Raw genomic sequence first — 13,262 nt, forward strand, 5'->3', positions numbered from 1 at the left:
GGGGATTCCGGAAGAATTGCCGGCCGTCGATGGGCAATTGCAGAAACGAGGGCCGTGAATCGGGCAGCATCCGCGGCGGAGTCCGGCCGAGATGCCGCCTGCGAATCCCGGCTTCGCGGCCCCTCCTCGTTTGCAGCTCGCCTTCGCGGCAAATTCCGCATAGTCAGGCAGTCGGCGGCACCACCCCCCCGGCGCGGCTGCGCTGGATATGCACGCCGACACGGCGCACATCCTTCATCACGCCAATCTTCGCCACCTTCAATTTCACCCAGGGCGCGCCGAATTCCTCGAACAGCAGATTGACGACGAATTCGCCCAGGCTCTCGATCAGGTTGAAATGACGCTCGCCGAGCTCGCGACGAATGCGCGCGGTGACGACGGCGTAATCGATGGTATCGGCGATGTCGTCACGCTCGGCAGCCGCCTCGGGCACACCGAAGGTCAGATTGAGCTCGAGGGTCTGCGGACCGGTCTTCTCGCGCTCATAGATGCCGACCCAGGCCTTGACGCGCATTTCCTCGATGAAGATGAAATCCATGCTGCTTCCCGTTTAGAATCGCCGGGATTCTAGCGCGCCGGGGCTGGTCCGCCGGAAAAAGCTTTGTGCTGCAGACACCGCATCCCGCGCAGCACCCGCATCACCGAATACCCTTCAACGTCCTTCACCAAAGCCGCCCGGCAGCGCCGGCCGGCGGAGCCAAGATGTCACTCCTGCTGCTGCTCGTCGCCGCCTATCTGCTCGGCTCGATTCCCTTCGCCATCGTCACCAGCAAGCTGTTCGGCCTGGAGGATCCGCGCAAGTACGGCTCGGGCAACCCTGGGGCCACCAACGTGCTGCGCAGCGGCAACAAGGCCGCTGCGGCGCTGACCCTGGTTGGCGACAGCCTCAAGGGCTGGCTGGCGGTATGGGCCGCCACGCAACTGGGCTTCGACGCGGGCCACGCCGCACTGGCCGGCCTGGCGGCCTTCCTCGGCCATGTGTTCTCGATGTTCCTGCGCTTCAACGGCGGCAAGGGCGTGGCCACCGCACTGGGCGTGCTGGCCGGGATCGACGGGCGGATCGCGATCTTCTGCGCGGTGATCTGGCTGATGATCGCCTACACCTCGCGCTACTCCTCGGCCGCGGCCCTCTCCGCCGCGATCGCCGCACCCTTCGCCGGCCTGCTCTTCCTCGGCCCCCGGCTTGCGGTCGGCGTGCTGGCGGTGATCGCCGCCGTGCTGATCTGGCGCCACAAGGCCAACATCGCCCGCCTGCGCGCCGGCACCGAAGGCAAGATCGGCGGGGGCAAGAAGAAGGACGATTCGGAGGCCTGAAGCGGGGCACCGAGACGGTCCCTGCAAAGCGCGATCGCGAAACGTCCGCACGTCCCCGCGCCGGAACGGAGGCCATCGCGCAGCGCGGCCGCTAGGTCTCGCAGGAGGTCCGCGCAGACTGCGGCGGGCGCAATTCGACCAGGGGCCAGCGCGGCCGGATCCTGACCGCCGCGATCTCCGGCCCCGCTTCCCCGGCAGCCAGGCGCAGCGCACCGGCAAACGCGATCATCGCGCCGTTGTCGGTACACAGCGCGGGCTCGGGGTAATACACCCGCCCGCCACGACGCGCGACCGCCTCGTCGAGCGTCTCGCGCAGGTGGCGGTTGGCCCCGACCCCTCCCGCCACCACAAGGGTCTTCAGCCCGACCTTCTTCATGGCCGCGAGCGCCTTCGCGCACAGCACCTCGACCACCGCCTGCTGGAACTCGGCGGCGAGGTCGGCCATGTCCGCAGGATTCCACCCCGGCGCCGAGACCACGTTGAGCACCGCCGTCTTCAGGCCGCTGAAGCTGAAGTCGAGATCGCCCGAATGCAGCATCGGACGCGGCAGGCGGAAGCGCCCCGCGACGCCCTGCTCGGCGAGCTTTGCGAGCTGAGGGCCGCCCGGATAGCCGAGCCCGAGCAGCTTGGCGGTCTTGTCGAAGGCCTCGCCGGCGGCGTCGTCCACCGACTCGCCGAGCAGCGCGTAGTCGCCGACCCCGCGCACCCGCATCAACTGGGTATGGCCGCCGGACACGAGCAGGGCGACGAACGGGAATGCAGGCGGATCGGCCGCCAGCAGCGGCGACAGCAGATGGCCTTCGAGGTGATGCACGGGCAGCGCCGGGATGCCACGCGCCATCGCAAAGGACTCGGCCACGCTCGCGCCGACGAGCAGCGCGCCGGCCAGGCCGGGGCCGGAAGTGTAGGCGACGGCGTCGACGTCCCCGGCCCGCAGGCCAGCATCGGCCAGCGTCCGCCCGATCAGCAGCGGCAGACGGCGGATGTGGTCGCGCGAGGCCAGTTCGGGGACCACGCCGCCGTAGGCCGCGTGCAGGTCGATCTGCGAATGCAGCCCGTGCGCGAGCAGGCCGACCCGGGTGTCGTAGATCGCCACGCCGGTCTCGTCGCAGGAGGTTTCGATGCCGAGCACTTTCATGGAATGCATCCGTTTGATTCGGTGTCGCATTTTAACCCGTCGCCAGACGCGGCAGGCGATCGCGGGCCTTGCCTTGAGAGGGCGCCTGGTTTATATTCGCGGTCTTTCTGCCCACCAGACACCCAAGGAAGTCCGCAATGCCCGGTATCCGCGTCAAGGAAAACGAGCCGTTTGAAGTTGCGATCCGCCGCTTCAAGCGCACCATCGAGAAGACCGGTGTGCTGACCGAACTGCGCTCGCGCGAGTTCTACGAGAAGCCCACCGCCGAGCGCAAGCGCAAGCTGGCCGCCGCAGTGAAGCGCAATCACAAGCGCCTGCGCAGCCAGATGCTGCCGCCGAAGCTGTACTGATTGCTCTCGCACCCCGCCTCGCGGGGCTGCCTGCACGCCGGACGAAGGTCTCTCGACCCTCTTCCGGCGTGATGCTTTTTCACGACCACACCCGCAGCCCTCCTCCGCCACTGCGCGCGGATCGAGCGCAGCTGGTCAGTTCGCGCGCGCGATGATTCCACAGTCCTTCGTCCAGGAACTGCTGTCCCGCGTCGACATCGTCGACGTCATCGAACGCTATCTTCCGCTCAAGAAGAGCGGCGCCAACTACTTCGCCTGCTGCCCCTTCCACGGCGAGAAGTCCGCCTCCTTCTCGGTCAGCCCGTCAAAGCAGTTCTATCACTGCTTCGGCTGCGGCGTGCACGGCAGCGCGATCGGCTTCCTGATGGAGTACAGCGGCCTGGGCTTCGTCGATGCAGTCAAGGAGCTCGCCAGCCAGGCCGGCCTGCAGGTACCCGACGACGGACGCAGCGCACCCGCCCCTCATGACGACGCCAGCGAACGCCTGTACGAGGCGATGGCGATGGCCGCGCGCTTCTACCGCGAGCAGCTCAAGACGTCCCGCCAGGCTGTCGACTACCTGAAGCGGCGCGGCCTGTCCGGCCCGGTCGCGGCACGCTTCGAGCTCGGCTATGCACCCGACGAATGGCAGGGGCTGGAAAAGGTCTTCCCCGACTACCAGACGAAGACGCTCGCCGACGCCGGCCTTGTCATCGACAACGACCAGGGTCGGCGCTACGACCGCTTCCGCGGGCGCATCATCTTCCCGATCCACGATCGCCGCGGCCGCATCATCGCCTTCGGTGGCCGCGTGCTCGACAAGGGCGAGCCGAAGTACCTGAACTCGCCCGAAACGCCGCTGTTCGAGAAGGGACGCGAGCTCTACGGCCTGTTCCTGGCGCAGAAGGCGATCCGCGACGCCGGCTTCGCGATCGTGGTCGAGGGCTACATGGACGTGGTCGCACTCGCCCAGTTCGGCATCGAGAACGCGGTCGCCACCCTCGGCACCGCGACCACGCCGCATCACGTGCACACGCTGCTGCGCCAGACCGACCGCATCGTGTTCTGCTTCGACGGCGACGCCGCCGGCCGCCGTGCAGCCTGGCGCGCGCTGGAGAACGCGCTCGAATCCCTGCGCGACGACGCCACGCTGGCCTTCCTGTTCCTGCCCGCCGAGCACGACCCCGACTCCTTCGTGCGCGCCGAGGGCGCCGAGGCCTTCCGCAAGGCGGCACTCGCCGCCACGCCACTGGCAAGCTTCCTGATCCAGGAGCTCGCCGGCCGCCATGCGCTCGACAGCGCCGAGGGCCGCGCCGCCTTCGTGCACGAGGCCGCACCGCTCGTCACCCGGATCGCGGCACCGCTGCTGAAGCTGCAGGTCGTCAAGTCGGTCGCCGAGACCGCAGGCATGACCCAGGGCGAGGTCGAATTCGCCTTCGAGCAGCTGGCCGCCCAGGCGCCGCGGCGACGCGGCGCCGACAGCCCGCCCGCTGCACGCAGCAGCGCCTCGCCTGCACCGCCCGACGACGCCCCGGAAGCGCGCCGTGATCATGCACCAGCACGCCGACCCGCACGCACCACCAGCACCCGCCCGCGCCCGGGCGGACGCCGCAAGCCGCCATCGACGACGAGCACGCTGCTCCGCCTGGTACTCCAGCACCCCACCTGGGCGGCCCGCCTGCCGGTGACGCTGATACCGGACGACAGTGCCGAAGGCCTCGCGCTGATTGCCATCATCGACCTGCTCAGCCTGGGCGAGCCCATCCCCATGGGGGGACTCGGCGCGCTGATCGAGCGCTTCCGCGAGACGCCCCACGGCGAGACCCTTTCCCGCGTAGCCGCGGAACTCGTGGACGCGGAATTCGACGAAGCGGTGGTCGAGACCCTGTTCGAGGACAGCCTGCGCAAGCTGCAGGCCGACAGCGTCAGCAGCGAGATCACCGCCCTGCTACAACAGGATCGTGAGCGCGGCCTGGACGCAGCCGCTCGCCATCGACTCAGCGAGCTGCTGCTGGAGAAGCGGAACCTGGTCGGCGGCGGCAAAGTCTCAGATTTATAGTACAATTTTGGGTTTCCCATTTTCTTACACCCTCACTTGAGGAGTGCTATGGCACGCGAAAAAGCCAAGGACCCGCGCAAGGACGCCCCCGCGAAGGGCCGCCCTTCGAAGGCCAAGGACAAGGCAGCCCCGGTCGTCGAAAGCCCCGCTGCAACGCCGCTCGACGCAGAAGTGCGGCGCACCCGGCTGAAGACCCTGATCACGCTCGGCAAGGAGCGTGGTTACCTGACCTATGCCGAAATCAGCGACCACCTGCCGGACGATGTCGCCGACGCCGAGCAGATCGAAGGCATCATCGCCACCTTCAACAACATGGGCATCCAGGTCTATGACGAGGCGCCGGCCGCCGAAGACCTGCTGATGTCCGACAGCGTCGCGACCAACGTCGACGAGGACGTCGCCGAGGAAGAAGCCGAACAGGCCCTGTCCTCGGTCGACTCCGAGTTCGGCCGCACCACCGACCCGGTGCGCATGTACATGCGCGAAATGGGCACGGTGGAGCTGCTCACCCGCGAGGGCGAGATCGAGATCGCCAAGCGCATCGAGGACGGCCTCAAGCACATGGTGCAGGCCATCTCCGCCTGCCCGACCACGATCGCCGAGATGCTCGGCATCGTCGACCGCATCGCCGCCGACGAAGCCAAGATCGACGAACTGGTCGACGGCCTGATCGACCTCAACGCAACGAGCGCCGAGGAAGCTGCCGAGGACGAGGACGCCGCCGACGCGGACGCCGACGCCGACGAGGAAGCGGACACCGACGAGGAATCCGAGGAGGACGACGAGGAGGACAGCGCCGAGAGCGCCGAGCGCGCGAACGCCGCCTCGCTGCTGCAACTCAAGAACGACGCGCTTGCCCGCTTCGACGTGATCCGCGAGCTGTACAAGAAGAAGATGGAGGCGCTCGAGAAGCGCGGGTCGCAGGACCTGTCCTATCTCGCTCTGCAGCAGCAGATCTCGGATGAGCTGCTCAACATCCGCTTCACCGCCAAGGCGATCGAGAAGCTGTGCGACTCGGTACGCCACATGGTCGAGCAGGTTCGCAGCCACGAGCGCCAGATCCTGCAACTGTGCGTCGATCGCGCCGGCATGCCGCGCCAGCATTTCATCAAGGTCTTCCCCGGCCAGGAAGTGAATCTCGACTGGCTCAAGGACGAGATCGCCGCCGGCAAGAACTACGCCGACGGCCTGATGCGCGTGCACCCCGCGGTGCTCGAAGAGCAGCAGAAGCTGATCGACCTGCAGGACAGGATCGGCATCCCGCTCAAGGAGCTCAAGGACATCAACCGCCAGATGTCCACCGGCGAAGCCAAGATGCGCCGTGCCAAGCGCGAGATGACCGAGGCCAACCTGCGCCTGGTGATCTCGATCGCCAAGAAGTACACCAACCGCGGCCTGCAGTTCCTCGACCTTATCCAGGAGGGCAACATCGGCCTGATGAAGGCAGTGGACAAGTTCGAATACCGCCGCGGCTACAAGTTCTCGACCTACGCCACGTGGTGGATCCGCCAGGCCATCACGCGCTCGATCGCCGACCAGGCGCGCACCATCCGCATCCCGGTGCACATGATCGAGACGATCAACAAGATGAACCGCATCAGCCGGCAGATCCTGCAGGAAACCGGCCAGGAGCCGGATCCGGCGACGCTGGCCGAGAAGATGGAGATGCCCGAGGAGAAGATCCGCAAGATCATGAAGATCTCCAAGGAGCCGATCTCCATGGAGACGCCGATCGGCGACGATGACGACTCCCACCTGGGCGACTTCATCGAGGACACCGCCACCCTGGCCCCGGCCGAGGCGGCGATGTACTCCGGCCTGCGCGATGCGACCTGCGAGGTGCTCGACTCGCTGACGCAGCGCGAAGCCAAGGTGCTGCGCATGCGCTTCGGCATCGAGATGAACACCGACCACACGCTGGAAGAGGTCGGCAAGCAGTTCGACGTCACCCGCGAGCGCATCCGCCAGATCGAGGCCAAGGCCCTGCGCAAGCTGCGCCACCCGAGCCGTTCCGAGAAGCTGCGCAGCTTCCTCGACAGCGACGCGTAAAGGCACCGTGTCCGCCCGGCCGCTCAGGCGGCAGGGCACGCGCGGGCCTTTAGCTCAACGGTTAGAGCAGAGGACTCATAATCCTTTGGTTGCGGGTTCGAATCCCGCAGGGCCCACCAGTAGATTCAAGCACTTGCGCCAGTCCTTCGGGGCTGGCGTTTTGCTTTCCAGGAACGGGGGCCGTAGACGTGACGATGGGGACCGAAGTCCCCATCGGCTGTCTTGGGTTACAAGGCTTCAGCGGCCCCGGCAGTGCTTATGCAGCGACTGCGAAACGCTCATCGTTGGCGTTTATGGATTTGCGCGGATTACGTCCGTCGCCTCTCGGGTTGCCTGCTCACCTTTGCCCGCCCTGTCGAAACCGGTACACCCCCACCCAAACACACTCCCGAATGCGCTTGGGTGGAGGTGAGGGGAATCGAACCCCTGTCCAGAACGCCTCCAGATTGCCGGGATTACAACCATGACCGCGATCTTACGCAGGTCGGGCGCGGCATTCAATGCCTGCGCGAGGACAAGACGGAACCGGTTTGTAAGCAATTGCACCGTGCAGGGCGAAATGCCGCACGACGCGGCCCCAGCCCCGCCTCAAGCCCGCACGTCTCAGCCCTTCGGCACGCGCCCCATCAGGTAGAAAGGCTCGTTGGGCGGCGTGCCGGTGAGATGCACCAGGCGGTTGCTCATCGCGAAGAAGGCTACGATGGCGCCGATGTCCCAGATCGCCTCGTCGTCGAAGCCGTGCGCCCGCAGCGCCTCGAGGTCGGCATCCTCGACCTCGCCGCCGCGGGTGCTGAGCTTGAGCGCGAAGTCCAGCATCGCACGCTGGCGCGGGCTGAGCTCGGCCTTGCGGTAGTTGGCGGCGAGCTGGTCCGCGATACGCGGATTCTTCGCGCGGATGCGCAGCACCGCACCATGGGCGATGACGCAGTACAGGCAGTTACCCGCCGCCGAAGTGGCGACGACGATCATCTCGCGCTCGGCCTTGGTGAGCCCGGCATCCTTCTCCATCAGCGCGTCGTGATAATCGAAGAAGGCGCGGAACTCGGCCGGACGGTGCGCAAGCATCAGGAAAACGTTGGGCACGAAGCCGGCTTTTTCCTGCACGGCGAGGATGCGATCGCGGACGTCCTCGGGCACATGGGAGAGGTCGGGCACGGGAAAGCGGCTGATGCGTTCGGTCATTTGTCTTCTCCTCCTATTCTCATCGTTGCGGTCCGGGTTCAGCGGTTGACGTCCACGACGACGCGGCCGCGCACCCTGCCCTCGAGCAATGCCGCAGCGGTGGCGACCGCCTCGCTGAGGCCGATCTCGCGCGTCATCAGCTCGAGCTTGCCGACGTCGAGGTCCCGCGCCAGCCGACGCCAGGCCTCGAGGCGCTCGACACGGGGCGCCATCACGCTATCGACGCCGGCGAGCGTGACGCCGCGCAGGATGAAGGGCGCGACCGAGGACGGGAAGTCCATGCCCTGGGCGAGGCCGCAGGCGGCGACCGTACCGCGGTACCTGGTGCTCGCGCACACGTTGGCGAGGGTGTGGCTGCCGACAGTGTCGACCGCCCCCGCCCAGCGCTCCTTCGCGAGCGGCTTGCCGGGCGCGGAGAACTGCGCGCGGTCGACGATCTCGGCGGCGCCGAGCGCCTTCAGATAGTCGGTCTCCTGCGGGCGCCCGGTGGACGCCACCACCGTATAGCCGAGCTTCGCCAGCAGGGCCACCGCGACGCTGCCGACCCCGCCGTTGGCGCCGGTCACCAGCACCTCGCCCTGCTCCGGCGTCACGCCGTGGCGCTCGAGCGCCATGACGCACAGCATCGCGGTGTAGCCGGCGGTGCCGATCGCCATCGCCTGGCGCGGCGAGAACGCAGGGGGCAGCGGCACCAGCCAGTCGCCCTTGAGGCGCGCACGTTGCGCCAGCCCGCCCCAGTGGCCCTCGCCCACGCCCCAGCCGTTCAGCACCACCGCATCGCCGACCGCGATGCCGGGATGGCTGCTGGCCTCGACCGTACCCGCGAGGTCGATGCCCGGCACCATCGGGAACTTGCGCACCACCGGCCCCTTGCCGGTGATCGCCAGCCCGTCCTTGTAGTTGAGCGTGGAATAGGCCACGCGGACGGTGACGTCGCCCTCGGGCAACGCCGCATCGTCCAGTTCGGTGACCCCCGCGCGATAACCCGCCTCGTCCTTCTCGATCAGCACAGCCTTGAACATGTCCCCTCCAGCCGGCGCACGCGACGCCCTGTTCGATGTCGAAGACGCATGGTAACCGATGGCCGAACGCAGCTCGAACTTGGGTGCGGAAGGGCTCTCGGGTGATAATGTCGGACTGCCGAATTAACGGACTCGAAGCAATGAAGCGTGTAGATGATTTCCGCCTGAAACTGGGTGCCAGCGAACTCGTGCCGATCATGGTGGGCGGAATGGGGGTGGATATTTCCACCTCCGACCTGGCCCTCGAGGCCGCCCGCCTGGGCGGGGTCGGACACATCTCCGACGCGATGCTGCCGACCGTATCCGACCGGCGTTACAACACCAAGTACGTCAAGAACAAGCTGCAGCAGTACAAATTCAACGTCGCCAACGCCGACAAGTCGGTGGTGCAATTCGACCTCGGCCTGATCGCCGAGGCCACCGCGACCCACGTCAGCCGCACCATGGAACGCAAGCGCGGGCCGGGCATGGTGTTCATCAACTGCATGGAAAAGCTGACGATGAACGCGCCCAAGGACACCCTGCGCGTGCGCCTGCGCACCGCGATGGACCACGGCATCGACGGCATCACGCTCGCCGCGGGCCTGCACCTAGGCTCGTTCGCGCTGATCGAGGACCACCCGCGCTTCCGCGACGTGCAGCTCGGCATCATCGTCAGCTCGCTGCGCGCGTTGCAGCTGTTCCTGAAGAAGAGCTCCCGCACCGGCCGCCTGCCCGACTACGTGGTGGTCGAGGGCCCGCTCGCCGGCGGCCACCTCGGCTTCGGCATGGACTGGGCGCAGTACGACCTCGCCACCATCGTCGCCGAGATCCGTGACTGGATGCGCGAGCAGCAGCTCGACATCCCGCTGATCCCGGCCGGCGGCATCTTCACCGGCACCGATGCGGTGGACTTCCTCGAGGCCGGCGCGGCCGCTGTCCAGGTCGCGACCCGATTCACCGTCACCAGGGAATGCGGCCTGCCCGACGACGTCAAGCAGCACTACTTCAAGGCGAGCGAGGACGAGATCGAGGTCAACCAGATCTCGCCCACCGGCTACCCGATGCGCATGCTCAAGAGCAGCCCGGCGATCGACTCGGGCATCCGCCCGAACTGCGAGGCCTACGGCTACCTGCTCGACTCCACCGGCAACTGCCAGTACATCGAAGCCTACAACCGCGAGGTCGCGGCGCATCCCGACGCGAAGAAGGTCAAGGTCTTCGACAAGACCTGCCTGTGCACCCACATGCGCAACTTCGACTGCTGGACCTGCGGCCACTACACCTACCGCCTGAAGGACACCTCGGTGCGCGAGGACAACGGCGACTATCGGATCCTGTCGGCCGAACACGTGTTCCACGACTACCAGTTCAGCACCGAAGGCAAGCTCGCCCTCCCCGCCTGAGCCCCAGCCGGCCGCAGCAGCAGCCCGGAATGGCCGCCCCACGCGGCTCATTCCGGGCTGCTGCGTTTTCAGTAGGTCCGGGCCTGGATCAGCTCGACCTTGTAGCCATCCGGATCCTCGACGAAGGCGATGACGGTGGTGCCGTGCTTCATCGGCCCCGCCTCGCGCACCACCTTGCCGCCGCGGGCGCGGATCTCTGCGCAGGCCTTGGCGGCATCGGGGACCTCGAGTGCGATGTGGCCGTAGGCGGTACCGAGCTCGTACTTGTCCACGCCCCAGTTGTAGGTCAGCTCCAGCACTGCGCCGTCCTTCTCGTCCTGATAGCCGACGAAGGCGAGCGTGAACTTGCCGTCCGGATAGTCGTGCCTGCGCAGCAGGCGCATGCCCAGCACCTCGGTATAGAAGGCGATCGAACGCTCCAGATCGCCGACGCGCAGCATGGTGTGAAGGATTCGCATGGGGTGTTTCCTCGTTCGTTGAAAGTCTCAGTCTTCCTGCTCGAAGGTGCCGGTGTCCGCGTCCGGCGCGGCGGCGAGGATCGGCAGGGTGGTGGCGGCCTGGCGCAGCGCGGCGCGTGCCGCCCGCCAGTCCGGATACAGGCGCTCGACCACCGCCCAGAAGCGCGGGGAGTGGTTCATCTCAACCAGATGGGCCACTTCATGCGCGACCACGTAATCGATCAGCGCCGGCGGCAGATGAACCAGCCGCCAGTGCAAGCGGACGCCCGAGCGGCTGCTGCAACTACCCCAGCGCGTGCGCGCGCTCGACAGCCGCACCGCCGGCACCGGCAGCGCCAGCCGGTGGCAGTACTCCTCGACCCGGCCGCGATACCAGGCCAGCGCCCTGGCGTGCAGGGCACGCAGCAGCGCACGCAGCGGATCGGCGGCGGTGGGCAGCAGGAGCTCCTCGAAATCATTCGCCAGCACTCGCCAGCGCGCACTGCGGCCTGCCTGCAGGCGCAGCGTCAAAGGCCGCCCGAACAGCGGCACGGTGGCGCCGTCGACCACCGCCACGACCTGCGTCGGCCGCGGCACGGCTCGCGCCTGCAGGCGGTCGAGCAGCCAGCGGCCATGACTGTGGATGAAGCGCTCCACCTCGCCCAGCGGAGTGCGCAGCGGCACCGCCACCCGCGCGCCACGGTGATCGACCTGGAGCGCGAACGAACGCCGTGCCGAGCGACGCAGGACCAGCTCGACGCGCGTGCCCTCGATGACCAGGCTGTGGGCCTGTTCCTGGGCCTGCGAGCGACCGGCTGCGCTCAAGCCTTGTCTTCCCACTGCAGACCGCGCGCGGACAGGTCGGCCTTGATCACCGCCATCGCCGCTGCCGTCCGTGCCGCCTTGCCCTTCATGCCGAGCTCCAGCGAACGGCGCTGGCCCTCGGCGGCGATCGTCGGCAGACTGAACAGGCTGGTGTCGGGAAAGTCGGCGGTGACCTGGCGCATGAGGCCGATCAACTGCCCTTCATAGGTGTCCCACACGGTGACCGCCTGCTCGACGTAGTCCTCGGCGTGGTGCAGGTGAGCGTACCTGGTGTCCAGCACCCACTCCACCATCGGCCAGGCCATGACCGGAAAGCCCGGCGTGAAGTAGTGCTGGCGGATCGAGAAGCCGGGGATGCGGTTGAAGCTGTTGGGGATGATCTCGCTGCCGACCGGATACACGCCCATCTGCAGACGCTCGGGGGTGATCTCGTCACCGAAGCGGGCGCGGATCTCGGCCTCGGCCTCGGGATGCAGGGCGAGTTCGAGACCGAGCGCGGCGCCGGCCGCCTCGCGGGTGCGGTCGTCGGGCGTGGCGCCGATGCCGCCGAAGCTGAACACCACGTCGCCGGTGGCGAAGGTCTGGCGCAGGGTTTCGGTCAGGCGGGCGAAGTCGTCGCCGACGTAGCGCGCCCACGACAGCTTGAGGCCGCGCGCGCCGAGGAGCTCGATGAGCCGGGCCAGGTGTTTGTCGCTGCGACGTCCGGACAGGATCTCGTCGCCGATGATCAGTGCACCGAAGTTCATGGCAGTTTCCGCGATTCAGCACCCGGATCGGCGTCGAGTACGGTGACCCCGTACTTGAGCCGGTGACGGCGCAGGGTTTCGAGCATGTAATGGACGAAGGCCAGACCCGCGTAGGCGGGCGCGACCAGGTTGATCACCGGCACGTAGGCCAGCAGCGCCGCGCCGCCGCCCAGCAGCAGCATCTGTGGCCGCCAGTCCTCGCGCAGGCGCTGCAGTTCGGACCGGTCGGCGTGGAACATCAGCGCGTCGTAGCCGAAGGCGCGCTGGTTGAGCCAGCCGGTCAGCGTCACCGAGATCAGCAGGCCGGCACCAGGGATCAGCCAGAACGGCAGCGACACCACCAGCGCGATCAGGAACAGCACGCCGGCGAGGATCGAGTTCCACGCACTGCCGAGGTTCGAACCGCCGCGGCGCTGCTCGAGGTCTGCATAGTCGGTGCGCGCCACCTTCTCCAGCATCAGCGGCAGCGCGATGGTCGCCACCAGCATCGCCGCGGTCAGGTAGACCAGCGGCACGATCAGCAGGGCGGTCGTGATCTGGATCAGCACCAGCACGATCGCCGCCGTGGTCTCGGACGCGGCCAGCCAGCCGCTGATGAAGGTCCAGCCGCTCACCCAGGCGTACAGCCCCTCGGTCACCGGCGCCCACAGCATCACCGCAGCCACGGCCCAGATCACCACCGCGAGCAGCCCGGGCCACAGCAGGTGCCAGAAGATGTCGCGCCGCATCAGGCTGCGGCTCGCGCGTCCGAAAGCGACCAGGATGTCTTTCACGGC

The 13,262-nt window shown here is 67.5% G+C and carries 13 protein-coding genes, 1 tRNA gene and 1 other RNA gene; 6 read left to right on the top strand and 9 right to left on the bottom strand.

Annotated features, from left to right (window positions below; all coding sequences use genetic code 11):
- Nucleotides 1-163: 163 nt before the first annotated feature.
- On the bottom strand, nucleotides 164-538 hold the full coding sequence (locus CKCBHOJB_RS14775; RefSeq protein WP_281049420.1) for a dihydroneopterin aldolase: 375 nt from the start codon (nucleotides 536-538) through the stop codon (nucleotides 164-166).
- Nucleotides 539-702: 164 nt separating this feature from the next.
- On the opposite strand from CKCBHOJB_RS14775, the gene plsY reads away from it, so the two are divergent.
- The gene (plsY, locus tag CKCBHOJB_RS14780; RefSeq protein ID WP_281049421.1) at nucleotides 703-1,314 is read left to right on the top strand and encodes a glycerol-3-phosphate 1-O-acyltransferase PlsY; all 612 of its coding nucleotides are present in this window, start codon (nucleotides 703-705) and stop codon (nucleotides 1,312-1,314) included.
- Between the two features lie 91 nt (nucleotides 1,315-1,405).
- On the opposite strand, the gene tsaD is transcribed toward plsY, so the two are convergent.
- The gene (gene tsaD, locus CKCBHOJB_RS14785) at nucleotides 1,406-2,452 is read right to left on the bottom strand and encodes a tRNA (adenosine(37)-N6)-threonylcarbamoyltransferase complex transferase subunit TsaD (RefSeq protein WP_281049422.1); all 1,047 of its coding nucleotides are present in this window, start codon (nucleotides 2,450-2,452) and stop codon (nucleotides 1,406-1,408) included.
- A 137-nt stretch (nucleotides 2,453-2,589) separates the two neighbouring features.
- Here tsaD and rpsU point away from each other — a divergent pair, with 137 nt between their 5' ends.
- The 4 genes from rpsU to CKCBHOJB_RS14805 all read left to right on the top strand — a co-directional run bounded on the left by rpsU (nucleotide 2,590) and on the right by CKCBHOJB_RS14805 (nucleotide 7,008).
- A complete protein-coding gene (gene rpsU, locus CKCBHOJB_RS14790) occupies nucleotides 2,590-2,802 on the top strand; it encodes a 30S ribosomal protein S21 (protein ID WP_004260978.1) in 213 nt (70 codons plus the stop codon).
- 151 nt (nucleotides 2,803-2,953) lie between these two features.
- Nucleotides 2,954-4,840: a DNA primase gene (dnaG, locus tag CKCBHOJB_RS14795; RefSeq protein ID WP_281049423.1), complete on the top strand. Its 1,887-nt coding sequence runs from the start codon at nucleotides 2,954-2,956 to the stop codon at nucleotides 4,838-4,840.
- A gap of 48 nt (nucleotides 4,841-4,888) precedes the next feature.
- Nucleotides 4,889-6,889 carry an RNA polymerase sigma factor RpoD gene (gene rpoD / locus CKCBHOJB_RS14800; protein WP_281049424.1) on the top strand — a complete coding sequence of 667 codons (2,001 nt, stop codon included), beginning with the start codon at nucleotides 4,889-4,891 and terminating at the stop codon, nucleotides 6,887-6,889.
- 43 nt (nucleotides 6,890-6,932) lie between these two features.
- Nucleotides 6,933-7,008 (top strand) — tRNA-Ile (locus CKCBHOJB_RS14805).
- 70 nt (nucleotides 7,009-7,078) lie between these two features.
- On the opposite strand, the gene ssrA is transcribed toward CKCBHOJB_RS14805, so the two are convergent.
- The 3 genes from ssrA to CKCBHOJB_RS14820 form a co-directional block, all read right to left on the bottom strand.
- Nucleotides 7,079-7,403, bottom strand: a transfer-messenger RNA (tmRNA) gene (ssrA, locus tag CKCBHOJB_RS14810).
- An 89-nt stretch (nucleotides 7,404-7,492) separates the two neighbouring features.
- Nucleotides 7,493-8,071: a peroxidase-related enzyme gene (locus CKCBHOJB_RS14815; RefSeq protein WP_281049425.1), complete on the bottom strand. Its 579-nt coding sequence runs from the start codon at nucleotides 8,069-8,071 to the stop codon at nucleotides 7,493-7,495.
- A 38-nt stretch (nucleotides 8,072-8,109) separates the two neighbouring features.
- A complete protein-coding gene (locus tag CKCBHOJB_RS14820) occupies nucleotides 8,110-9,093 on the bottom strand; it encodes an MDR family oxidoreductase (RefSeq protein ID WP_281049426.1) in 984 nt (327 codons plus the stop codon).
- A 140-nt stretch (nucleotides 9,094-9,233) separates the two neighbouring features.
- Here CKCBHOJB_RS14820 and CKCBHOJB_RS14825 point away from each other — a divergent pair, with 140 nt between their 5' ends.
- Entirely contained in the window at nucleotides 9,234-10,478 is a 1,245-nt protein-coding gene (locus CKCBHOJB_RS14825) for a nitronate monooxygenase (RefSeq protein WP_281049427.1), read from the top strand.
- Nucleotides 10,479-10,546: 68 nt separating this feature from the next.
- Here the strand turns inward: CKCBHOJB_RS14825 and gloA are convergent, their stop codons facing one another.
- The 4 genes from gloA to CKCBHOJB_RS14845 are packed head-to-tail and all read right to left on the bottom strand — an operon-like array spanning nucleotide 10,547 to nucleotide 13,259.
- Nucleotides 10,547-10,936 (bottom strand): lactoylglutathione lyase, encoded by a 390-nt coding sequence (gloA, locus tag CKCBHOJB_RS14830; protein WP_281049428.1) that lies wholly within the window; start codon nucleotides 10,934-10,936, stop codon nucleotides 10,547-10,549.
- A gap of 27 nt (nucleotides 10,937-10,963) precedes the next feature.
- Entirely contained in the window at nucleotides 10,964-11,740 is a 777-nt protein-coding gene (locus CKCBHOJB_RS14835; RefSeq protein ID WP_281049429.1) for a SprT family zinc-dependent metalloprotease, read from the bottom strand.
- Nucleotides 11,737-12,486: a molybdopterin-binding protein gene (locus tag CKCBHOJB_RS14840; RefSeq protein WP_281049430.1), complete on the bottom strand. Its 750-nt coding sequence runs from the start codon at nucleotides 12,484-12,486 to the stop codon at nucleotides 11,737-11,739. Before CKCBHOJB_RS14840 ends, CKCBHOJB_RS14835 begins: the two co-directional genes overlap by 4 nt.
- On the bottom strand, nucleotides 12,483-13,259 hold the full coding sequence (locus CKCBHOJB_RS14845; RefSeq protein ID WP_281049431.1) for an EI24 domain-containing protein: 777 nt from the start codon (nucleotides 13,257-13,259) through the stop codon (nucleotides 12,483-12,485). The genes CKCBHOJB_RS14840 and CKCBHOJB_RS14845 overlap by 4 nt, the downstream gene beginning before the upstream one ends.
- Nucleotides 13,260-13,262 lie beyond the last annotated feature (3 nt).

The organism is Thauera sp. GDN1 (genome assembly GCF_029223545.1).
GTDB lineage: Bacteria > Pseudomonadota > Gammaproteobacteria > Burkholderiales > Rhodocyclaceae > Thauera.

What these genes read in the sequence shown, in the direction of transcription:
- tsaD (WP_281049422.1), bottom strand. Translation starts at nt 2,452, where the DNA reads ATGAAAGTGCTCGGCATCGAAACCTCCTGCGACGAGACCGGCGTGGCG.
- CKCBHOJB_RS14840 (WP_281049430.1), bottom strand. Translation starts at nt 12,486, where the DNA reads ATGAACTTCGGTGCACTGATCATCGGCGACGAGATCCTGTCCGGACGT.
- dnaG (WP_281049423.1), top strand. Translation starts at nt 2,954, where the DNA reads ATGATTCCACAGTCCTTCGTCCAGGAACTGCTGTCCCGCGTCGACATC.
- plsY (WP_281049421.1), top strand. Translation starts at nt 703, where the DNA reads ATGTCACTCCTGCTGCTGCTCGTCGCCGCCTATCTGCTCGGCTCGATT.
- gloA (WP_281049428.1), bottom strand. Translation starts at nt 10,936, where the DNA reads ATGCGAATCCTTCACACCATGCTGCGCGTCGGCGATCTGGAGCGTTCG.
- rpsU (WP_004260978.1), top strand. Translation starts at nt 2,590, where the DNA reads ATGCCCGGTATCCGCGTCAAGGAAAACGAGCCGTTTGAAGTTGCGATC.
- rpoD (WP_281049424.1), top strand. Translation starts at nt 4,889, where the DNA reads ATGGCACGCGAAAAAGCCAAGGACCCGCGCAAGGACGCCCCCGCGAAG.
- CKCBHOJB_RS14775 (WP_281049420.1), bottom strand. Translation starts at nt 538, where the DNA reads ATGGATTTCATCTTCATCGAGGAAATGCGCGTCAAGGCCTGGGTCGGC.
- CKCBHOJB_RS14820 (WP_281049426.1), bottom strand. Translation starts at nt 9,093, where the DNA reads ATGTTCAAGGCTGTGCTGATCGAGAAGGACGAGGCGGGTTATCGCGCG.
- CKCBHOJB_RS14815 (WP_281049425.1), bottom strand. Translation starts at nt 8,071, where the DNA reads ATGACCGAACGCATCAGCCGCTTTCCCGTGCCCGACCTCTCCCATGTG.
- CKCBHOJB_RS14825 (WP_281049427.1), top strand. Translation starts at nt 9,234, where the DNA reads ATGAAGCGTGTAGATGATTTCCGCCTGAAACTGGGTGCCAGCGAACTC.